This is a genomic window from Micromonospora sp. SH-82, from assembly GCF_051132485.1.
Lineage (GTDB): Bacteria > Actinomycetota > Actinomycetes > Mycobacteriales > Micromonosporaceae > Micromonospora.
Genome location: NZ_CP148049.1, coordinates 1305666 through 1327131 on the forward strand (window position 1 = coordinate 1305666; position 21466 = coordinate 1327131).

Genomic DNA, 21466 nt, shown 5'->3' on the forward strand with positions numbered 1-21466 from the left:
GCCATGGAGGCGGAGTTAATGTCGCAGCGCGAGATCGCGCAGCTCGCGCGCGTCAAAAAGCCTGCGGTCATCACTTGGCGCCGGCGGCACCCCGACTTCCCTGCCCCCGTGCCGGGCAACGACGGCCAGCCTCTCTTTCCCGCAGACGCCGTCGTGGCTTGGCTACTCCGTACCGGGCTCGGCCGCGCCGACCCGGACACCCTGCGCGCCGAGCGGTCCATGCACACGCTGGCGGCCTACGCCCGGCGGCACGGCGGCCGACGCACGATCGTCGTTCTCGGCGCCGCGCTCTGCCTCCGCCACCTCACCGGCCAGGCACTGCCAGCCGATCCGCTGCCGCTGGCTCGACGCCTCGATCCTGAGGACGAGTTTCTGCTACACGAGCTGGCCGACGCCCCTGAACCGACCGGTCTCACCCAACTGGTCGAGCAACTGATCGAGGGAGCCTTCGACCCCTGGCACAGCTGTCAGTTCCTGCTCAGCTCCGCCAACCGCCTCGGCTGGCCCGAGCTGACAGCGGACGGACTCACCCCGCCGACGGTGGCCCTGATCCGTCGGGTGGCCGACGTGCCGACCCGGCTGCGCGCCCATCGCACCGTCACCATCGCCGACGGCAACGCGGGCGCAGGTGACCTACTGACAGCACTGGTAACCGACCAGGACCGCGACAATCTTCGAGTCAACGCGTTCGTCGCCAACGAGGAACTCGCCCGCCTGGTGCGCCGGCAGCTGCTCCTCGCCGAGTGGCCCGAGTTTCAGTTCGACGTGCGTGCCGATGAGCTGAACGAGGAGTTCGCCGAACCGGACCTCATCGTCACCCGGCTCCCCTACCAACCGGCGGAGAGCCGCGACGCCCTCGCCGACCTCAACCAGGTCGAAGCGATCGCCGATCTACTCGGTCCCGGCCGCACGGCCATCATCGTCGGCCCCGCCAGCAGCCTCGTTGACCAACTACGGGACGGGCCAGCGGCGTTGCGCCGGTCCGCGCTGCTGATCAGCGGCATCGTCGAGGCGGTTGTGCGGCTGCCGGGCGGCGTTTACCCGGCCAGGCCGGGCTACCCTGCTGCCCTGTGGTTGCTGACCCGGGATCCGATCCCAGCCGCCAAGGGCCGCGTGCTACTCGTCGACCTCAGCGGTCGTGCGCTTGACCAATCTGCTGTCGAGTCTGCGGCCGAGGACATCCTCCTCTGGCGTGCCGAGGGGCACCGCAGCGACGGCCACGATCCCCGCACCGGCCGGATCGTCCCACTGGAGAGCCTCGACCTGCGTCGGGCTGCCGCACTCCGGCCGCCCGGGCCAGCGTCGGTCACCTTGCGTGCCCGGCTGGCTGCTGACCGTCCGGCGCTTGTCGGCGAGGTTGAGCGCCGCCTCACCGACGCTGAGCAAGAGGCCATCCAGTACGCGAAGGAGCACGGCTTCCTGAACACTGGAGCGGTACAGCGCGATGAAGCCGGGCCTAAGGAGATTTCTTGTGGGGCGCTCCGAACGGCTCGTCGGGTCCGCTTTCTCACCGGGCATCGCCTGAAACCCGAGCATGTCGGACAGCGGGGTCACCACCGCGTCATCGGCGCAGCCGAGGTACTCGCCCAGGAATCCGGGCGTTGGATGGACCGGCTCACCCTCGCCGCGCAGTACCCGCAGGTTGCCCTCACCGAACCTGGTGACGTCGTGGTCACCAGCGTTCCTCGATTCGGCGTCCTCCTCGACGACGGCTTCTCGGTCATCGAGTTCCCCGCCAGCGGCCTGCGCATCTCAGCTGGCGACCCCCTCACCCCCCGAGTGTTAGCGGCACTCCTCAGCACCGTCCGCAACATGGCACGGAGCCCTGGTGCAGTGCGCAGCCCGCGACTGCGGGACGTCATGGTTCCCGACCTAGCCCCTGACGAGGCAGCCCGCCTGGACGAGGTGCTGCGCCGTCTGGAAGTTCGCGAGCTTTTACTGCAGCGGCAGGCCGACCTCTTGGCGAGGTTGCGCGAACTCGTCGTGACCGGCTTCGGGGACGGCACCCTCACGAGTCTGTACGGTACGAACTCCTGAACGAGAGAACGGAACACATAGTGCCCCCACGTAAACGTGCCATCGGACAGGCCGAGGTGTTCGGCGTGTCCAGCACCAAGCAGATCCAGGACATCCTGTGGAAGGCCGCCGACAAGCTGCGCGGCTCCATGGACGCCGCGCAGTACAAGGAGTTCGTCCTCGGCCTGGTCTTCCTCAAGTACGTCTCCGACGCGTTCGCCGAGCGCCGCGACCAGATCGCCGACAGTCTCTCCGACATCCCAGAGAACCGCCGCGCCGAGTTCCTCGACGAACGTGACGAGTACACCAGCGCCAACGTCTTCTGGGTTCCGGAGAACGCCCGCTGGGACTACCTGGTAGAGAACGCGCCCGGCGGCGTCGGCGAGCTGCTCGACGACGCCATGGACGCGATCATGCGGGAGAACCCGGCGTTGACCGGCGTCCTCCCGAAGATCTTCAACCGGGACAACGTCGACCAGAAGCGGTTGAAGGAACTCGTTGACCTGATCAGCGACGCACGCTTTACTGGCCACGGCGACCGGAAGGCACAGGACGTCCTCGGCGAGACGTACGAGTACTTCCTGGAGCGCTTCGCCCGCGCCGAGGGCAAGCGCGCCGGCGAGTTCTACACCCCGTCCAGCGTGGTGCGAGTTCTTGTCGAGGTACTCGAGCCCTACGAGGGACGGGTCTACGACCCGTGCTGTGGATCCGGCGGCATGTTCGTGCAGTCCAAAAAGTTCGTCGAGGCCCGCGCCGGCCGCGACCACACCCACGACATCGCCGTCTACGGCCAGGAAGCCAACGAGCGCACCTGGCGGCTGGCGAAGATGAACCTCGCCATCCACGGCATGGACCCAGTCGGCATCGGCGACCGCTGGGCCGACACGTTCGCCGACGACAAGCACCCCGACCGGCGAGCCGACTTCATCATGGCCAACCCGCCGTTCAACATGAGCGACTGGGCGCGGCGCGAGACCGACCCGCGCTGGCGCTACGGTGTGCCGCCGCAGAGCAACGCCAACTACGCCTGGCTCCAGCACATCCTCTACAAGCTCGGCGACCGCGGCAGTGCCGGCGTCGTCCTCGCCAACGGCTCGATGTCCTCCAAGCAGTCGGGCGAAGGCGACATCCGCCGTGCGATGGCGGAGGCAGACCTGGTGGCCTGCATGGTCGCTCTCCCGCCGAACCTGTTCCGCACCACCGCCATCCCCGCCTGCCTGTGGTTCATCACCAAGGACAAGACACCACAGGGCGCCAAGGCGCTGACCGACCGGCGCGGCGAAATCCTCTTCATCGACGCCCGCGCCCTCGGCACCATGGTCGACCGCACCGAGCGCATCCTCACCGACGAGAACATCGCCAAGATCGCGGACACATACCGCGCCTGGCGCGGCACCAGGTCCGCCAAAATCAAGGGCCAGACGTACGAGGACGTCCCCGGCTTCTGCTACTCCGCGAAGCTCGACGAGGTGGCCGCCCACGACCACGTCCTCATCCCTGGCCGCTATGTAGGAGCTGCGGAAGCCGAAGAGGACCCGGAAGCCGAGCCGCTCGCCGACCGCATCGAACGCCTGACCAAGGAGCTGTACGCCCACTGCGACGAGTCGCGCCGCCTCGAAGAGGAACTCCGTGGGCAGCTTGGGAGGCTCGGATGAGTCAGCGCCCGTTCCGGGATCTGGTGGTATTTGCCCGAGGTGGCGGCTGGGGGTCCGACAACCCGCTCGATGACCACGACCAAGTGTCGATCATTCGCGGCACCGATTTCGGCTCGGTGCGCACCGGTCGTGTGGACGCGGTGCCGCGACGGTGGGAGAAGCGTTCCAAGCTGGCCCAGCGTGTCCTGCGGCCCGGCGATGTAGTGCTGGAGATCTCCGGCGGCAGCGCGGCCCGTGGCCAGACGACAGGCCGAACGCTGTTCATCGGCGAGGAGGTGCTGTCGTACTTTGCGGGCGCAGTAATCCCGGCAAGCTTTTGCCGCGTCGTCCGGTTCGACATCACGCTGGTCGAACCCCAGTACGCCTACTACGGCCTGCAAGACATGTACTTCTCGGGCCGGGCGAGCGCCTACGAGAACCAGTCCACCGGAATCAGCAACTTCCAGTTCGAGCGGTTTTTAGACGCGGAACTGCTGCGGGTGCCACCGCTCGCCGAGCAGCGGCGGATCGTCACGCTGCTGAGCGCTATCGACGGCAAGATTGCGGTCAACGGCCGCATCGCCGAGTGTTCGCTGGCGCTCGCTGACGCACACTTCAGCGATGCAGTGGAGGGGGTTTCCACCAGGCCGGAGACTTTCGGTTCCATCGCTCAGGTAGGTGGAGGTGGGACGCCAAGCACCAAGGTTCCGGAGTACTGGGACGGCAACATTGCTTGGGCGACACCGTCGGATGTAACAGCGCTAGGAGCACCATACCTCTTCGGCACGAGCCGGAGGGTCACGGATGCGGGCCTCGACAACTGCGCATCGGCACTGTATCCCGCTGGCTCAATTTTCATGACGTCGCGGGCCACTATCGGAGCATTCGCGATTCCGCAGATACCAATGGCTGTAAACCAGGGCTTCATCGTGGTGGTCACACCGGATGAAGAACTCATGATGTGGTTGCTCCATGAGATGAGGGACCGCATCGACGAGATGCGCAGTTTGGCGAATGGATCCACATTCCTCGAGCTGAGCAGGAAGAACTTCAAGGCCATGGGCGTTCGACTGCCGACACCCGCCGCGCGCAAAGAATTCGCAGGGAAAGCCATCCCACTACACCAAAGGGCCGCGGCCGCCACAGCCGAGAACGCAACCCTTACCAAGTTGCGAGACACCCTATTGTCGGAGTTGATGTCCGGCCGGTTGCGGGTCAGGGACGCCGAAAAGGTTGTCGAAGAAGCGGTCTAGGTAAGTAAACGGTTCACGGGGAGGGGTTGTGATGGGGTCGGGTGGGTGGATGAACGAGGCGGACTGGGAGGCGCTCGCGCTGGATCACCTCGGGGAGCTCGGATGGGAGCCGGGTGCCGGGAAGGATTTCGCGCCGGGGTCGGGGCAGCGGCAGTCCTGGGCCGATCTGGTGCTCGTCGAGGACCTGCGGGCTACGGTCGAGCGGCTCAACCCCGACCTGCCGCCCGCGGCGGTCGCCGACGCGGTGCGGGCCGCCACCGACGTGGCCTCCCGGGAGGCGTTCGCCGAAAACCGGGCGGCCCACGAGCGGCTGGTCCACGGCATCCGCTCGGTCACGTACACCGACGCGTTCGGTGCCGAGCACAACCCCACGGTGCGCCTGGCCGACCTGGACGACCCCGGCCGCAACGTCTACCGGGCGATCAACCAGGTCACGATCGTCGACGGCGATTGTTGGCGTCGGTTCGACATCGTGCTGTACCTCAACGGTCTGCCGGTCGCGATCGTCGAGCTGAAGAACGCCGCCGACGAGAACGCCACCCTAACGGGCGCGCACGCCCAACTCCAGGCGTACCTCGCGGAGTTCCCGCTCGCCTTCCGGCACGCCGTCCTGTGCTTGATCTCCGACGGGGTCACCGCGAAGTATGGCACCCCGTTCACGCCCTACGAGCACTTCGCGCCGTGGAACATCGACGACGAGGGGGAACGCGTCGACACCACCGCGCCAGACTACGATGGCCCGGAAGCGATCATCGTCGCCCTCTACGGACTGTTCAACCAGCGGCGCTTCCTGGAAATCACCGGCGGCTTCGTCAACTTCACGTCGAAGGCGAAACGGATCGCGAAGGCACACCAACACTTCGCGGTCATCCGGGCCGTCGAGTGCATCGTGCGGGCATCGCAGAGCGACGGAAAAGCCGGCGTCGTCTGGCACACCCAGGGGTCGGGGAAGTCCGAGGAGATGGTGTGCACGGCGGCGATGACCGCCCGCCACCCCGCCTTGAAGAACCCGACCATCGTGGTGCTCACCGACCGCAACGACCTCGACGATCAGCTCTTCGACACGTTTCTCGATAGCCATACGCTGCTGGGCCAGAAGCCGGAGCAGGCCGACACCCGCGCCGAACTGCGGGACAAGCTGTCGAACCGCAACGCCGGCGGCATCATCTTCACCACATTGCAGAAGTTCGGGCGTACGAAGGAAGAACGCGACGCCGGCCGGCCACATCCGCTCCTTTCCGACCGGCGCAACATCCTGGTAATCGTCGACGAGGCGCACCGCAGCCATTACGACAGCCTGGACGGCTACGCCCGGCACCTGCGTGACGCGCTGTCGCACGCCACGTTCATCGCTTTCACCGGCACCCCGATCGCCAACGCCGAGGTGAACACCCGCGCCGTCTTCGGCGACTACATCGACGTATACGACCTCAAGCGTGCCGTTGACGACGAGGCGACGGTGCGGGTCTACCACGAGCCGCGGATCATCCCAGTGTCGCTGCCGCCGGACATCGACCCGGAGCGCATCGACGAACAGGTGGAGCAGCTCACCGCTAGCCTGGACGACGCGGAACGACGCAAGGCCGAGGCGTACGCGGCCACCATGAACACTGTTTACGGCGCCCCCGACCGAGTCGAGACCCTCGCGATGGATCTCGTCGAGCACTGGGAGAAGCGGCGGGAGCTGATGCGGCCGCAGCTCGGTGGACCGGGCAAGGCGATGCTGGTCTGCGCGACCCGGGAGATCTGCGTCCGCGTCTTCGACGCCCTCAAGGAGCTGCGACCCGACTGGGCGGACCCTGCCGTCGATAAGGGCAAGATGAAGATCGTCTTCCATGGGGTGCCACGCGACGAGGCGGAACTTCGCCAGCATCACCTACGCCCGTCTCAGCAAAAGACCGTTCAGGCCCGTGCCAAGGACCCGGACGACGAGCTGGAGCTGCTGATTGTGCACTCGATGCTGCTCACCGGCTACGACGCGCCGCCGATCCACACCATCTACATGGACCGGCCGATGAGGGGCGCCAATCTGATGCAGGCGCTGGCCAGGGTCAACCGCCGGTTCCGGGAGAAGCAGGACGGCCTGCTGGTCGGCTACGCCCCGCTGACGGAGAACCTGCGCAAGGCACTCACCGAGTACACGCGCAGTGATCAGGAGGACCAGACCCTCGGCCGTGAGATTGAGCGGGCGATCAGTGAGGTGTACAACGAGATCTCCGTTCTCGAGGCCATGCTCACTCCGGTCAAGTGGCGGGAGATCCTGGAGGACGAGAAGGACCCGACCCGCTGGCGCCGGGCGGTGAAGAAGGCCGCCAACTTCCTGCGCAACCCCAGGACCCCCGGCAACGACGTGGAGCCCGGCACGAAGCCGCTGCACCGGCGGTTTCGTGACTCGGCGGGCCGGCTGGAACGTTTTTACACGCTCTGCGCGACCAGCCGCGACTTCGCAGAACGCGCCGGTGACATCCAGCGGATGCGCCGCGACATCCGCTACTTCCGCGACGTGCGGGTCTGGATCGTCAAGGAGGAGGCCGCCGACCGAGAGGCCAAGGGCCTGCCCAACACGGCCGAGGTGGAACGCTATCTGTCCCAGCTCGCCGCCGAGGTGGTCGACGCCGCCGACATCACCGACATCTACGAGGAGGCGGGCCTCGGCAAGGTCGACATCACCGAGCTCAATGGGGTGGCGTTACAGCGCCTGCAGGACTCGGAGACCCCGCACCTGGCCGCTGCGGCGCTGCGTCGGCTGATCGAGCGGAAGATGCGTGAGGTCACCAAGCACAACGTGGTCCGTCAGGAGCGCTTCTCCGCCCAGCTCGAAGACCTGATGAACCGCTACATGCGTCAGCAGCTGACCAGCGCGCAGCTAATCGTCGAACTGGTCGAGCTGGCTAAGCAAGTTTCTGCGGACGCCCGGCGCGGCCAACAGTTCGACCCCCCGCTCAACCATGCCGAGCTGGCCTTCTACGACGCGGTAGCGCAGAACGGCGCCGCCTCGGAGCTGATGGGCATCGGCACCCTGGCGGAGATTGCCCGTGAGTTGGTCAAGTCGATCCAGTCATCGATCACGGTGGACTGGTTTTCCCGTGAACCGGTACGCGCCAAGCTCCGCAGCCACATCCGCCGGCTGCTGGCTCGTTACGACTACCCCCCGGACCATGAACGGGCCGCCGTCGACTTGGTCCTTCGTCAGATGGAGACCTTCGCGAACGAGTGGGTTCCAAGCTCGGACCGCCGAGTAACCATCAATCGATCAAGCTGACAGCTTCCGCACGCAGGGCATTCACGAGCTGGCGGGCCGGCTCGCCGGTCAGGGAGTCCGCCACGAGTGAGTCGTACACCCGCGAGTAAACCTTGATCTCCTCGGGGTCGGTGAGGGTCAGCTCGCGGGTGTAGGTCTCGATCGTGGCGAGGTGGGTGCTGTCGGGCAGCGTGTAGATCACGAAGGGATGTGCCTGGACTGCCGAGGGTGTAGCGCCCAGCGGCAGCACCGCGATGTTCACCCTGGGGAGGGTCGCGACTGACAGGATCTTGTCGTACTGGGCGGCGAGGGCGTCGTGAGGCACCGGACGGAACCGCAGTGCGGCTTCGGTGATGAGAAAGTCGAACCGTCGGCCCTTCTCGTACAGGGCGGCCTGCCGCTCTATGCGGGCCGCTGCCGCTCGGGCGGTGTCGCCGACCCCGAACACGTCGGCGAGGGCGAGGATGCTGCGGGCGTACTCGGCGGTTTGCAGGAGTCCAGGCACTGCCGCGTGCTGGAAGACCTGCGTGCGTACAGACTCAGCGAGGGTACGACCGATGGTGCGTTGGTGCGCGGCGCGCCCGCCGCTCAGGTTCCTGTCCCAGATGATCGAGGCCACCTGGACGGACTCGGCGATGTCCATCAGTTCGGCGGCGACGTCGGCTGGGGCGCCCGTGGCGTTCGCCCACGCTCGTACGTCGTCGACCGAGGGTTTCGTGCGGCGGTTCTCGATCTTCGAGACCTTCGACTGGGACCAGCCCAGCTCTGCGGCGAGTCGGGTGGTCGAGAGTCCCGCGTCGTCGCGGAGTTCACGCAGCCTGGACGCCAGCGTCGCCCGGTCGTCCACGGGTGGGCTCACCAGGCTCGGCGCAGCTCGCTCTGCACCAACGGCAGGTAGTCCAGCAGCGGCATGGAGTGTTCCATCGCCAGTGCCTGCTGGTTGAGCAGGTCCTTCACGTCGTTGATGGGCTCCATCGCCACGCGTCGGCCTTCCTCGTTGTACTCGATGACCACTGCGAGTACGTCGTCGAGCAGCCAAAAGTCCCGCGTGAGTCTACCCAGTGCCTCGGGGACCTCGGCCCGGTCCGCGATCCGCACGTCCTCGCCAGCGGCGACGTTGCCCTGGTAACCCAGGAGTTCGAAGCGGAGGTAATCCGACAGCGGGCGGTCGAGCACGTGGACCCGGCTCCAGCGCCTGCCTGATTCCACGCTGTCGGCCACCATGCGTAGCCACGGATCGGTGTCCGGTGCGCGGCGGGGCATCGGCGCTCCCTCGTGGAAAGCGCGCAGTAGGTCCGCCTCGCCTGGCGCGGTGTACCTGTTCAGGGTCTCCAGCCGGAACACCGTTCGCTCGACCTCGCGCAACCTGCGTTGGAGCTCATCCATCTGCATCGGGACTGTCCGTTCTGTCGCCACCTGCCGATCAAGTCTAGTCGAAGCCGAAGACTAGTCTCCAGGGCTGCGTTGTGGCAGTGTCGACCCCAGGCAACGAAGGGAGTCAACATGTCCGAGGTACCCGAGCTCCTGGTCTGGCGCAAGAGCTCAGCGAGCCTCAACGGCGACTGCGTGGAGGTGGCACCCATGTCCCACGGCGTGGCGGTGAGGGACTCGAAGAACCCTGACGGCGCGGTCCTCAGCTTCTCGCGATCGAACTGGCGGGCCTTTCTCGCAGGAGCGAACCACGCCGAGTTCCACGCAATGTGACCCTGCAAGATTCATGGCGAGTAGGACAAGCAAGGATGCCCGGCTCTGATGGTGTCCCGAGCCGGGTGTCCTCGCTTGCATGCGGCGTTGTCGTTCAGTTCGCTTGACGATTTAGCGATGGTCGCCGAACTCGCCTCTGGCCGCGCTACTGAGAAACGCGGCGAACTCGACAGTCGAGAACATCAGCACGGGGCCATTCGGGTCTTTGGAGTCTCGCACACCCATGACCCGGCCCACTCTGGCCACCTCGACGCATTGGCCACTCTGTTGGGTCCTGGTGCTCTTTCGCCATATCGCCTGGGTGAAGTCGATCACGAGTATTCCTTTGCGACTGCACGGATCATCGAGGTCGAGTCGTCCGGGCTGAGGGCCATCGCCCTGAGCCGGTCGAACGCCTGGATCGCCCCTCGCACTTCGGCGGTCCCCTCGGGGTAGAGGTCCCCAGCCATCGTCTCGATGTAGACGACTTCCCGGTCGGCAGGGTCAGCGAAGCCGAGGACGACGAAGCCGCCGGGGGTTCCCGGATGCGCGCCTGCCGTGAACGGGATCACCTGGATGTCCACGTGCGGCAGGCTGGCGATGGCGGCCAGGTGATCCAGCTGTGCCGCCATGGTCTCTGGGCTGCCGACCTGCCGCCTGATGGCGGCTTCGTCGAGAACGGCCCACAGTCCTGGTGGTTTCTCGCGACGAAGTAGCGCTTGGCGGCGCATGCGGATTTCGACCCGGCGCTCGATCTCTTCCTCGGTGAGCCGGGCGACCCCACCCTGAAGGATGGACCGGATGTATCGTTCGGTCTGCATCAGTCCCGGAATGGATATCAGCTCGAAGTTCCATATCCGCGCTGCGTCTGCCTCGAAGCCGATGTAGGTCGCGTACTCGTCGGGGATGCTGCCTGCGTACCGGTGCCACCATCCGCGCTGGGTGGCGGTCTGGGCGACCTCTATCAGGCTGGTCATCGTGGAGGCATTCGCGCCGTATGTCTGAAGCAGGGCCCGCACCGCCGGCACGCGAACGCCGACCAGGGCACGCTCGACCCGGGAGAGGTGGGACGGGGAGATCCCCGCGCTCGCTGCGGCATCCTCGATCGTCATGTCGATGGCTTGACGCAGGTTGCTCAGCTCGCGGGCGAGCCGTCGGCGTCTCACGGTAGGCCAGTTGGGCACGGGAACAGCATGCCACAGCCAACGACGAATTCCTTCAGACAACTTGTCTCGATCTAGTCGGAGCTGTAAGACTAGAAGCCGCCTAGGACTAGGCGACTGCGGGCCGACGCCGTCGGCTGGCAGGACCTGACCACACCGGGAGGTGGGATGGGTGGGTTTCCTGGCCGGGATCATGACGGGCGCGGCCCTGCTGGTCGGCTTCGCGGCGGGATTCGCGCTGTTCAAGCGCTCGCAGCGATGGTGCCCGGGGTGCGGAAGCATGATCAGCTTGACGCACTGCCCGCAGGCCGGGTAGCCAGATGATGATCCGCCGCCGAACGGTAGGGCATCACGGCGGCAGACACGGTCAGCAGCGGATGCGACGAGCTGGGGCCGGGCATCGTGACGGTGTACTCCGGTGGTGACCAGCTGGATATCGCGCAGGACCTGTTGGACAGACATGTCACCTCCAGTGCCGACGGCCGGTGCGTGACCTGCGGCGTACTCGGGCCATGTCCCCGGCATGTTGCGGCGGTCAGGGTGTTTCTGCTCTCGGCGCGGCTGCCTCGACGCCGGCCTGGGGCGACGCGTCCGGAGTTGGCGGGCGTCAGCCGAGGTGATTTTGGCTGGTTGTCGGCTCGGCCGGCGGACCGAGGAACCTCTCGTTTCGACTGAACACAAGCCGGTCTGACGGAGGCGAGCAGAGATCAGGGACGGACTTTCATCGTGGGGTATCGACCAGGACCGAACAACCTACTCCGGGCGGCGCGGCAGGCGAGGCGATCCCCGTCGGGATCAGGTCGACCGATGTCGCGACAGGAGTTGGCTGAGGCGGTCAACACCTACCTGTACGAACAGCACCGGCATCACTTCGTCGTGGACGCCCGGTATATCGGCAAGCTTGAACGCGGAGAGCACCGCTGGCCGTTCGCGCGCTACCGGACAGCGTTGCGTGCGGTGCTCGGGAACGTCACGGACGCCGAACTCGGCTTCTTCGTGATTCATGGGCACGCCAACGACCCCGACATGCGGCCCGTCGAATCACCCCTGGTCGAGACGCCAGACGGCGTGCCGATCGACCCCGTCTCCACGAGCGCACCCTCTTCTTGCGAGGCGAATGGTCAGCCTCCGGCTACGCGACCCGAAGCGGGGATGGTGCGGGTGAGCGTCGGGACCGGAGCGGCGGTCACGGTGACGTGTCACGACGGGCCGGTCAGCCGTGTCGCAGTCCTTGCCGGCCCCGTAGAGCTTCTCGTCAGCCAGGACGGCGCGACTCCGGCGCCACCGTCGAGACCGGCCGCGACAGCCCCACCGGCCGGGCACACCTCGCCTGACAGGCACCTTCCCCGCCGCACAACAGCAGGAAGGAGCGCGGAAAGCACGACTTTCGCCTCCCTGAGCTGACCCCGCCCAACCGGCCACCTCAGGCGAGAGCACTGCCACCTTTTCTGGAGGTTTACCGTGTCCCCTCGTTCCGCGACGAGCTCATCGGAATCTTTGCTCCTTCACCGTGATGGCCTGGTGTTGCCCGGCTCTCGGTTGATCATCGGAGCCTTCCGGGACTGCACAGCTCAACACTCGACCGGGTCTCCGCCCCTGGGCACGGCAGCTCTGCTGGTCCTGCACCACGGTGAACAGTGGGCGGCCGAGATGATCTCCCGTGACTCATCCGCCGACGACCACGTCGTGGCTGCCGCGAAGCGGTCGATCGACACCCTGAACGAGGTCCGGATGACCTTGATCAGCGACGTCGACTCATGGGTCGAGAAGACGGTACGAGTATCCGGTGCGGCTCCGCTGCACACCGAAACGATCGGTTCGGTGATCGACCGGCTGGCCATCGCATGGGTTCGTTGGCGGCGACTCGTCGAGCTGGATGCCCGCCAGCGCAGTGGCATCCGACCTTCTCTGGCGCTACGGCAGTTCACCGAACTCGCGCACGCCTATGACGTCCTGGCGGTCGACGTACACGAAGGCCGCCGCCGGGTGCCCCGCTGGCGGGCCCTCAAGAGTTACCGGGAGCGCTGATGAACACTGCGGTGACGCTCAACGGGGCAGACAACGTCGGCAAGACCACCAACGCCCGGTGGCTGGCATCGGCCGTGCCGGACGCCATCTTCACCGGGACGATCGATCGGTGGGACCGTCGGTGGGAGGAGGTGTCGCGAGGCGACTTCAGCCGGTGGTGGTTCGTCGACAGCACCACAGCCGACCACGTCGACCTGGTCTTCACCTCTTATGCCGGGCGGGCCAAGGGCGGAGGGTCGCTGGCTGTGGAGGATCGGGGCTGGCCGATGCTCGTGGCGACCTGCGCGGCGACGGCCTCCGTCAAGGACGGAATCCCCATCGCCCAGGCCTTGGCCGAGGTCGAGGCCAGGGCGAGCCGCCACACCTCCGCAGCTCGGCGCGAGGTGCACATTTTGCTGCGGCACACGGACCAATCCGCTGCCGAGGCAGGCTATGCCCTGGCCCGTGACCGGGTTCCGGCCACGGATCGCTACGCCGCCTACCAACGGCGGCTGGCCGAGGCCATCGAGCTCCAGGCCGACCGCGGGGTCTACCAGGCGGTGGTCGTGCGCGGGGAGAGACCGCTGCTCGATGTGCAGCGTCAGATTCGCGAGACCGTGGCCAGGTTCGGCGTGCCCGTCGCCTCTCTGGCACCGGATCGGGTCGACCGGCTCTGGGTGCTCGCCGGCATGTCCGAGAGCGGCAAGAGCACCGTCGGTGAACTGCTACGTACCGATCACTCCGTTACCCGGTTGAAGATCGGTTACCTGCTCCGGCTCGCCGCCGACCGGTTCGGTGTGGCCGATCCCTACCTGGCCTGGGATCAGGTGACCGAGGCGCAACGGCTCTCGGAGGAGGTCCTGCGCTTCGCGGCCCTGAATCCAGGGTCGCGTCGGATCAGCGTGGAGAGCGCCCACAGGTTCGAGGCGACCGCACACCTACGGCGCATCTGGGGCGACCGCTGTACGGTCGTGTACCTCGACGCCCCGCAACAGGTCCGCCTGCACCGTGCCAACGAGCCGGCCGATTCGCTCGCCGACCGGGACGCGATCAAGCGGAGTCGCGGCGCGGACGACATCGCGTCGATCGCCGACACGGTCATCGACAACGGCGGCAGTCTTGCCGGCCTGAAACGAGCGGTCGCGGAGGTGGTCTACCGGAACTCGGGGAGCTGGATCCCCCCGCATCTGGACACGGTCGTCCCGGCGCCGGTGCAGCCGCTTCTCGCGGACTGCGCGGCTGCCCTGGTGGATTCCGGAACCGCCCTGGTCGCCGTCACCGGCAGTCTCGGCTACGACGGCTGGCAACCGGGGTGGAGCGACATCGACCTGCTCGTCGTACGAGACACGCTGCCGTTGAACTGGCTCCGGGACAGGCGGTTGCCCGACGCCGGCCCGGCCGGAGAGAAGATCGCCGTGTCGGCGTTCACCACCCACGAGGTGTGCTCCGGCCTGCTCCCGCCCCGGCTGCTGTACGCGTTGCGCCAGATCGCACGCGAGGGGCGGGGCCTGCTCTACCGCCGGAACGGGCTCGTTCTCCACGTGGCCGACCGGGACGTCGACGAACGAGCGGCCCGCGCCGATCTGCCGCTCGTCGTCATGGTGCTACGACGGTTGGCCGCCAGACCGGCGCTCGACGTCCGAGCCGTCTACAAGCACGTCGTCCTGATCATGAAGATCATCCTTCGGGCCGACGGGATCGACCTCGACGCCAGTGACGACGTCCGTCACGCCTTCGCCGCCGGCCACCGGGAGGCTGCCGTCGATCTACCGGCCGTCGTCGAGGTCGGCAGGGCAGGACAGCACCCGGACAAGGCCCTCGCCCTGCGGGTCCGCGCGGCCGCCGCCAGCATCCTCGCCTACCACGACGCCCTCGGCCACTCCGGCACGAACCACCCGACACCTCCCGTTCGAAAGGACTGACACCCACCATGACCACTGCCTTCGACGAGGTCCTCCACGCCGATCGAGTCACTCGACTGGGAGTCGGTGACACCACCCGGCCGGTCCGGGTCGTACACGGGCTCGACGGAATCCGCGCCGACGTCGCGGCAGACCAGGTCCTGGCGACCGGTCGTAGCCTGTGGCGGCAATGGCGTGAGCACCCGGAGTACCGGCCGCACGACCTGCTGCTGGGGTTGGACGCCGGCGGCATCGTGCCCACCATCGCTCTCGCCTGGGCCAGCGACAGCCAGTACCGCCTCGCCTGGAAGGTCAATCTCGACCTGCCCGAGAAACTCGTCTTCCACGAGCCGCACGCCCGACGCCTTGAGGTCTTCGCCTACGGCGACTTCAGAGGCCAGCGTGTCCTCATCGTGGATGACGAGATCACCACCGGACTGACCCTGACCAATCTCGTCAGCGCACTGCGCGACGCCGGAGCCGATGTCACCGGCGTGCTCTGCCTGGTCGAGGACACCACCGGCGGCGGACGACACCTACTCGAAAGCAACGAGGTCCCGCTGTGCGTACTGACCACGCTTTGATCCCCGCCCCCGGCCCGGTGTACCGGCGCGGCGGGCCGATCCTCGTCCCCCGCGCGCAGGCACCGCTCGGTCGGCTCCTGCCCTACCAACGGGCCAACGGTGAGCAGCCGATCCCACAGGAAGAGGGCGACACGGTACGGCGGGACGGCTGGCAGGTCGACCTCGGCTCGCGAGGACTCGGCGACCTGCTACTCGGCCTCGCCATGGCACAGGCCCTCCACAACGCCACCCACGAACAGTTCAGGACCCTGGAGTACGTCGGAAGCCGCGCCGATCTCATCGCCCGATGCACCCTGCCGGTCGCTGTCACCCACGGAGCTGGTCACCGACTGGGCACGACCGGCGGCGAGCAGATGCACAAATTCGACGCCGTCCCAGAGAAGCCCCCGACCATGCTCGACCTCGTCAGCGCTGACGTCGTCGAGGTCCACGCGGCGCTGTCGATGCGCTACTACCTCGACATCGAGCAGGCCCTCGGTGTACGGCTGCCCGCCGACGCCGATCCGTGCCCCAAGTTCCGCTCTGCCGTCGTCGCCCCGGAGCCTCTGCACGTGGTGTTCGTCTCCACCACGAGCCGTCCGGAGCGCAAGGACTACGGCGCCGACTACTTCGACGTCATCGCCGAACGCCTGGCCGACCGCCGCCCCGGCCCATGGCGCTTCACCCTGGTCACGTCGCCGGACCGGAAGCCTCCCGAGCCCACCCCACAGATCGAGGTCATCGACGGTCCACCGGCCGTGGACTGCGTCGACCTGTTCGCCAGCGCCGAGCTCGTCATCGGCAACGACACCGGCCTGACCCACCTCGCCGCCCTCACCGCACGGGCAGACGGCAGCGGACCCCAGGTGGTCGGCCTGTACGGACGACACGGCCACGCCAAATGGATCACCGGTTCGCCGCACCACCACGCGGTGGCCACACCCTTCTCCCACCTGATGTCGATCGCCGACGCGTGCCCCGTGCGTGACGGCTACGACGACGCACTCTGGGCCACCTCGAGCGACCTGCGCGCCATCCCCGCCCAGGCGATAGCCGACTTCGCAGGGCAATGTGCGGGCTGGTGGGGCCAGTGATCCGGCTCGGCCGCTACCGGCGGTTCACCGCGAACCGCACCCTGCATCTCGACGTTGGCGCCCACCGCCTCTTCGTCAAGATGAACCCGAACCAGGCGGAGGCCGCCGCCGAGATCGCCGGATACCGGCGGATCCGCGACCACTACCGGTTGCCGATCCTGCGTACCCATCGTCGAATCGGGCGCTGGACCGTCAGCCTGTACGACCGGCACCAGCCCGACCACCCGGACAGCGGCCTCCTCCTCGACGCCCTCACGGCCGCCGACGCGGGCCAGGTAACCAGCCTCCGCCACGGGCTCGACGCGATCCTTCAACGCTACGAACGGACCATCGCCGCGACCATCCGACAGATGCCCGCCTCAAGCACGATCGGCAAGCTCTACCGCGACCGGGCCCGACCACGAGGCAGACTCGACCACTACTACGGCCAGAACCCGATCCTGCTCAAGCTCACCGGCACCGACAGGATCCGGTGCGCGGAGCTGCGCGAGACCACTTTCGTGATCAACGGACAACCTCGGCGGATGGACTTCTACGCCCTCCTCGCCGAACTCCGCGCCACCTTCGACCCGGAGGCGCGGGTCTGGGCGGCGATGACCCAGGGAGATCCCACCGACTTCAACATCGGCCTCGACACCGACAACCAGCCCACCTGGTTCGACTACGACACTGGTGGGCTCAACGCCCTGCCCGGCGAGATCGCCTGCTTCCTGTGGTACCAACGGCTGCACGGGGCCTGGCTCGTCCCCCGCTACAACGCCGAGGCCTTCGCCGACCACCGAGCGGCGCTGGCCACGGCCAACGAACCCATGGTCCACATCAGGCGACTCTCGCCACGGGCGATCGGGATCGACTACCAACACCAACCGTCACCAGCCCGGCGAGAGACCATCACCCAGTACCTCACGCACATCGCCATGCCCCTCGCCGTCACCGCTGGTACCGACCTGCTCACCTGGCTACGCCCCTACCTCGCCATGCGTCTACTCTCCGTCTACCCACTGCATCAGCTGGATCCCCGCGACGCCGCGCTGTCGCTGGCCCTGCTCACCGACCTGTACGCACCCGACGCCGACCTGGAACACCTTCTCGGACTCACCGGTCAGCCACCGACGGGGCCTGCCTCATGAGCCGCGCCATCGCCGTCGTGACCGGGGCCGGAAGCGGGATCGGGGCCGCCATCGCCACTCGCCTCGCCGCCGACTTCGATCTCGTCATCACCCACCGTCATGAGGACGACGATCTCGCCACGGTCGTTGAGGCAGCTCGCCGGCAGGGTGCCCACACCGCCACCGTCACCGGCGACCTGGCCCTCCCCGACACCCAGGACGCCCTGCGCGCCGCGATGAACGACGACGCCTCTCGCCTGGCGGCCCTCGTCAGCAACGCTGGAGCGTATCCCCGCGTCCCCTGGCCCGCCCTGGACCTGGAGGCGTTCCGCGCGCAGCTCGACCTCAACCTCGTCACCCACGCTGCCGCCTTCCGCGCGGCCACACCGGCCCTGACCGCCAACGGGTACGGCCGCATCATCGCCATCTCCTCGGTGATGACACAGGTCGGTCGCGTCGACCTCGCCGGCTACATCGCCGCGAAGAACGGCCTGGAGGGACTCGTCCGTGCCCTCGCCCGGGAACTCGGCCCCCACAACATCACCGTCAACACCGTACGACCCGGTTCGATCGAGGTCACCGCCGAGCACACCGTGGTCCCCGACCACGCCGCCATGGTCAACCGCCAACTCGACCGGCAGTGCATCAAACGACGAGGCCAACCTTCCGACGTCGCCGCAGCCGTCGCGTTCCTCGTGTCACCCGACGCCGGGTTCATCACCGGCCAGGCCATCAATGTCGACGGCGGCTGGCACCTATCGTGACCGGCTCAGTCCTGTGGATCCGCCACGGCACCAGCCTCGACGGCATCCTGCGTCCCACAGCCCACGCCCGCCCCGACACGCCGCTGACCCTCCGCGGCGCGATCCAGATCGCCGCCACGGCGCGCGACCTGCGCGACCGGGGGATCCGGCCAATCATGGTGATGACCAGCCCGCACCCTCGGGCCAGGGCAAGCGCCGCGATCCTGGCCGATCTGCTCGGCACCCCACTCGCCCGACCGGACCCGCTCTACGCCGAATGGCGTGCCCCCGACTGCGTACTCGGCAAGGGACCCGACGACTACCCGACCGAGTACCAGGCATGGCGCGCGGCACGGCGCCGCGATCCAGACTCGGCGCTGCCCGGCGGCGAAAGCCTGACAGCGTTCCGACGACGCGCAGCGGCAGCCTCACTCGCCCACGAACAAGCCACCGACGGCGGCACGACGTTGATCGTGTCCCACCGGCTGCTGATTGGGGCTGTCGCGGCGATCAGCGCCGGCATTTCGCATGCGGGGGATGTGTTCCAAGCAGCGCGCGCCTTCCCCCTTTGCCCGGCGAAGGTCTGGTTCCTGCCGCCGGTCACGCAGAGAGCAGAGCCTCCACGTTCGAAACAATGAAGCCTTTCAAGGCATCGGGCTTCAGATCCACGGTAGGAAGAATCTCTACCGTCACCCGGTCAAGCGCGTAACCACCACGAGCCGGATCATCGAACTCCGGTCCGGTGCGCGTCGTCTCATCGACTCGCGTCAGGCGGCAGGAGAAGAAGTGCTGGACGGAGACTCCATCCCCGGCTGGCGAGCTGAACAGAAAAACCTGATGGAATCGCTCCGCCTCAGCGCCCAACTCCTCGCGCAACTCGCGACGCAGCGCACCCTCCAGCGAGTCGTCCGTCGGCTCCAGGCCACCACCAGGGGTCGTCCAATAGGGGGTCTGACCAGGCTTTGTGCGCTTGATCAGCACAATACGGTCGTGCTCGTCCAGGAGGATCGCTCGCACGGATCTACGTACGATCTGACGCATCCCAATCCCCAATCATCAACACCGCTCCCACCGGCGATCCGAACCTACACCGCAGCGCCATTCGGGCACAAACCTCAGAACGCTAGTGCTTGGCAGGAAACTCGAAGCGAGCCGTGGACTTCAGCCGCTACGACCCGATGCCGAACTGATCGAATCCGTGGATCAGTGATCTCGGCTATTTGCGCCACCAGGTAGCTCGTCCGCGCATGCCATGGTGCCAGGTGTCGGCTTGGAGTCGAGAATCCTCGATGGCCTGCCTGTCGCGCTCGGATCGGTATTCGCGGTAGGGCTCGTGCGGGCTCCAGTCGCCGATGAAGGGCCGCAGGTCGTCGGGCTCGGGTTCGATGTCGAAGTCGATGGCGGCGATGGCGCCGTCTCCTCGGGTGGGGTCGAGGCGGTCGGCGGCGGCTCGCGCCCAGGCAACCCATCGGGCGCGATTCTCCGAGTCGGCTGGGTCTTCGGGGGCGGCTTGCTCGAGTGCGTTGCAGAAGGCGCGGATCTCGTCGGCGGAGACCCAGGAGTTGTAGGCCCGACGGAACGCCTTCCTGCGCTGGAGTTCCGCGGCCAGGGGGCGGGCCTCGTCAAGAGCCGCCTGCCACTGGAGCCGTTTCTCTGCTTCCCGACGTTCCTGCTCGGCGACGTATTCGTCGTGGGCTCGTTGGGCGGCCACACGGGCTTCCTCGTCAGCGACGATCCCGGCCTCGACGTCTCGAATGATCCGGGGAAGCCGCTTCTCCAGTGTGGTTCGTTTGTCATCTGCCCAGGTGTCTTTCTTATCCCAGCCGGCGCGGGCGATTTCCAGCCGCAGGCGCCCGGAGGCAACCTTGTCGGTCTTGGGGAGCACCAGCCAGGGGTGGCGTCGCAGTCGCCGGGTCTCCTGATCGGTGGGAACGTGTGGGACCTCGTCGTACTCCTCGATCAGCTTGACCCTTCGCCGGGTCTTGTCGACCTGAAGGTAGACGGAGGGATGCTTGGTCTTGGTGTTCACCCCGACTCGGTGGCCTCGTCTTCGGGCCTCGGCGGCGAGGCCACGGATCAGGTCCAGCGCCCTGGAGACCGATGCCTCCGTGACCTCCAGTCCGGCCGGGTCCTTCTCCAGCGCGGCGAAAACGAGGTCGGGGTCGGTGGTGACCCGGCGAGTGTTGAGTCGGATCCGGTTCCAGTCCGTCTCGTCCGGGGCTTCGTCGTTGGACAGGCGGATGATCAGATCACCGGCGGCGCGTCCGGTGTGCTTGAGGTGGAACCCTGCGGGCACGAGGCCATGCTGCTTGGCGGCGTGGATCACCCGCCGGTACAGAGCGCGTTCCTCGGGAACAGGGCTCTCGACTCGCACGGTTCCGCCCTCCGCCTGGAGGCGTTCGACGAGTCGTCTGGCCTGCTCGACCGTCGCGGTGGCTGCGGATTGCTTCGATTCGGCCGCCGTGGCGGCGTCGACGGGTCGCGACTGGCCCTGGGCCGGCTTGCCTTGCTTGCCGGTGGTGGTGCGGCCGAGTTGGCGAGGTGTCGTCGTGGCCTCCATGAGGCGGTCTGGGTGGTCGGGATGGACGCCGTTGTCGAGGTAGAACCGGCCGGCGTCAGTGATCTGGGCCCGCCACACGCCGCCCCGACGGCTGACGTCAACGAGTCGACGGGTCTGAAGTGCCCGGGCCGAGAGGCGCTGGTCCACCCCGTCGGGGCCGCTGAGGTCGTCCCCCTCGCCGATCCGGCGCAACAACAGCAGTTGGTGTTCCTTCAGCGGATCCCATCTCTGCACCCTCACGACCTTCGCCGCCTCCGTCCCGGTCCACAAGGAACGACACCCGCTTCTGGCGGACGCAGGAGGATCTGGGACCCTCCGGAACAGCGGAGGTGGACTCAGAAGCACGGAGAGACCCGTCCGTCAAGTCTCGTGATTTAATCGTTACCTGCAAGAGGGTTGACCCGGGGTGTGTTGCCGGGGCGTACTGGATAGGCGTTTCCCCGCGCGACCCGATTGCTTCGGTCGCGTGATGGCGTGGGCGGCACCGTCGGGTGGCGCC

20 protein-coding genes are annotated in these 21466 nt (G+C 67.3%); 14 read left to right on the top strand and 6 right to left on the bottom strand.

Going from position 1 to position 21466, the window contains the following annotated elements; translation table 11 throughout:
- The first annotated feature begins 3 nt into the window (after nucleotides 1-3).
- The 4 genes from WHN02_RS06090 (at nucleotide 4) to WHN02_RS06105 (ending at nucleotide 8165) form a co-directional block, all read left to right on the top strand.
- A complete protein-coding gene (locus tag WHN02_RS06090) occupies nucleotides 4-2037 on the top strand; it encodes an SAM-dependent DNA methyltransferase (RefSeq protein ID WP_434742442.1) in 2034 nt (677 codons plus the stop codon).
- Nucleotides 2038-2102: 65 nt separating this feature from the next.
- Nucleotides 2103-3671: an N-6 DNA methylase gene (locus WHN02_RS06095; protein WP_434742443.1), complete on the top strand. Its 1569-nt coding sequence runs from the start codon at nucleotides 2103-2105 to the stop codon at nucleotides 3669-3671.
- Nucleotides 3668-4903 (top strand): restriction endonuclease subunit S, encoded by a 1236-nt coding sequence (locus WHN02_RS06100; protein ID WP_434742444.1) that lies wholly within the window; start codon nucleotides 3668-3670, stop codon nucleotides 4901-4903. The genes WHN02_RS06095 and WHN02_RS06100 overlap by 4 nt, the downstream gene beginning before the upstream one ends.
- Before the next feature lie 31 nt (nucleotides 4904-4934).
- The gene (locus tag WHN02_RS06105) at nucleotides 4935-8165 is read left to right on the top strand and encodes a type I restriction endonuclease subunit R (RefSeq protein ID WP_434742445.1); all 3231 of its coding nucleotides are present in this window, start codon (nucleotides 4935-4937) and stop codon (nucleotides 8163-8165) included.
- Here the strand turns inward: WHN02_RS06105 and WHN02_RS06110 are convergent.
- Together WHN02_RS06110 and WHN02_RS06115 are read right to left on the bottom strand one after the other, a co-directional pair.
- The gene (locus tag WHN02_RS06110) at nucleotides 8149-8991 is read right to left on the bottom strand and encodes a helix-turn-helix domain-containing protein (RefSeq protein WP_434742446.1); all 843 of its coding nucleotides are present in this window, start codon (nucleotides 8989-8991) and stop codon (nucleotides 8149-8151) included. The two genes, WHN02_RS06105 and WHN02_RS06110, sit on opposite strands and share 17 nt — an antisense overlap.
- An 8-nt stretch (nucleotides 8992-8999) precedes the next feature.
- Nucleotides 9000-9536 carry a DUF6879 family protein gene (locus WHN02_RS06115; protein WP_434742447.1) on the bottom strand — a complete coding sequence of 179 codons (537 nt, stop codon included), beginning with the start codon at nucleotides 9534-9536 and terminating at the stop codon, nucleotides 9000-9002.
- A gap of 111 nt (nucleotides 9537-9647) precedes the next feature.
- Between WHN02_RS06115 and WHN02_RS06120 the strand changes: the two genes are divergently transcribed.
- Nucleotides 9648-9848, top strand: coding sequence for a DUF397 domain-containing protein (locus WHN02_RS06120; RefSeq protein ID WP_434742448.1), 201 nt, complete (start codon nucleotides 9648-9650; stop codon nucleotides 9846-9848).
- A 111-nt stretch (nucleotides 9849-9959) separates the two neighbouring features.
- On the opposite strand, the gene WHN02_RS06125 is transcribed toward WHN02_RS06120, so the two are convergent.
- Both WHN02_RS06125 and WHN02_RS06130 read right to left on the bottom strand, forming a co-directional pair.
- Complete coding sequence (locus WHN02_RS06125) at nucleotides 9960-10163, bottom strand: DUF397 domain-containing protein (protein WP_434742449.1); 204 nt, start codon at nucleotides 10161-10163, stop codon at nucleotides 9960-9962.
- On the bottom strand, nucleotides 10160-11011 hold the full coding sequence (locus WHN02_RS06130) for a helix-turn-helix domain-containing protein (RefSeq protein WP_434742450.1): 852 nt from the start codon (nucleotides 11009-11011) through the stop codon (nucleotides 10160-10162). The genes WHN02_RS06125 and WHN02_RS06130 overlap by 4 nt, the downstream gene beginning before the upstream one ends.
- A 151-nt stretch (nucleotides 11012-11162) precedes the next feature.
- On the opposite strand from WHN02_RS06130, the gene WHN02_RS06135 reads away from it, so the two are divergent.
- The 9 genes from WHN02_RS06135 (at nucleotide 11163) to WHN02_RS06175 (ending at nucleotide 19045) form a co-directional block, all read left to right on the top strand.
- A complete protein-coding gene (locus WHN02_RS06135; protein ID WP_434742451.1) occupies nucleotides 11163-11306 on the top strand; it encodes a hypothetical protein in 144 nt (47 codons plus the stop codon).
- A gap of 491 nt (nucleotides 11307-11797) precedes the next feature.
- The gene (locus WHN02_RS06140) at nucleotides 11798-12394 is read left to right on the top strand and encodes a hypothetical protein (RefSeq protein WP_434742452.1); all 597 of its coding nucleotides are present in this window, start codon (nucleotides 11798-11800) and stop codon (nucleotides 12392-12394) included.
- A gap of 246 nt (nucleotides 12395-12640) precedes the next feature.
- Nucleotides 12641-13018 carry a DUF4254 domain-containing protein gene (locus WHN02_RS06145; RefSeq protein WP_434743837.1) on the top strand — a complete coding sequence of 126 codons (378 nt, stop codon included), beginning with the start codon at nucleotides 12641-12643 and terminating at the stop codon, nucleotides 13016-13018.
- A complete protein-coding gene (locus WHN02_RS06150; RefSeq protein WP_434742453.1) occupies nucleotides 13018-14919 on the top strand; it encodes a hypothetical protein in 1902 nt (633 codons plus the stop codon). The genes WHN02_RS06145 and WHN02_RS06150 overlap by 1 nt, the downstream gene beginning before the upstream one ends.
- 8 nt (nucleotides 14920-14927) lie before the next feature.
- Nucleotides 14928-15482, top strand: a complete 555-nt coding sequence (locus WHN02_RS06155; protein WP_434742454.1) for a phosphoribosyltransferase — start codon at nucleotides 14928-14930, stop codon at nucleotides 15480-15482.
- On the top strand, nucleotides 15461-16555 hold the full coding sequence (locus WHN02_RS06160) for a glycosyltransferase family 9 protein (RefSeq protein ID WP_434742455.1): 1095 nt from the start codon (nucleotides 15461-15463) through the stop codon (nucleotides 16553-16555). Before WHN02_RS06155 ends, WHN02_RS06160 begins: the two co-directional genes overlap by 22 nt.
- On the top strand, nucleotides 16543-17685 hold the full coding sequence (locus WHN02_RS06165; RefSeq protein ID WP_434742456.1) for a hypothetical protein: 1143 nt from the start codon (nucleotides 16543-16545) through the stop codon (nucleotides 17683-17685). Before WHN02_RS06160 ends, WHN02_RS06165 begins: the two co-directional genes overlap by 13 nt.
- Complete coding sequence (locus tag WHN02_RS06170) at nucleotides 17682-18428, top strand: SDR family NAD(P)-dependent oxidoreductase (RefSeq protein ID WP_434742457.1); 747 nt, start codon at nucleotides 17682-17684, stop codon at nucleotides 18426-18428. Before WHN02_RS06165 ends, WHN02_RS06170 begins: the two co-directional genes overlap by 4 nt.
- Nucleotides 18425-19045 (top strand): histidine phosphatase family protein, encoded by a 621-nt coding sequence (locus WHN02_RS06175; RefSeq protein ID WP_434742458.1) that lies wholly within the window; start codon nucleotides 18425-18427, stop codon nucleotides 19043-19045. Before WHN02_RS06170 ends, WHN02_RS06175 begins: the two co-directional genes overlap by 4 nt.
- On the opposite strand, the gene WHN02_RS06180 is transcribed toward WHN02_RS06175, so the two are convergent.
- Together WHN02_RS06180 and WHN02_RS06185 are read right to left on the bottom strand one after the other, a co-directional pair.
- On the bottom strand, nucleotides 19008-19448 hold the full coding sequence (locus WHN02_RS06180) for an NUDIX hydrolase (protein WP_434742459.1): 441 nt from the start codon (nucleotides 19446-19448) through the stop codon (nucleotides 19008-19010). The two genes, WHN02_RS06175 and WHN02_RS06180, sit on opposite strands and share 38 nt — an antisense overlap.
- A 175-nt stretch (nucleotides 19449-19623) precedes the next feature.
- Nucleotides 19624-21201, bottom strand: a complete 1578-nt coding sequence (locus tag WHN02_RS06185; RefSeq protein ID WP_434742460.1) for a hypothetical protein — start codon at nucleotides 21199-21201, stop codon at nucleotides 19624-19626.
- Nucleotides 21202-21466: the final 265 nt, after the last annotated feature.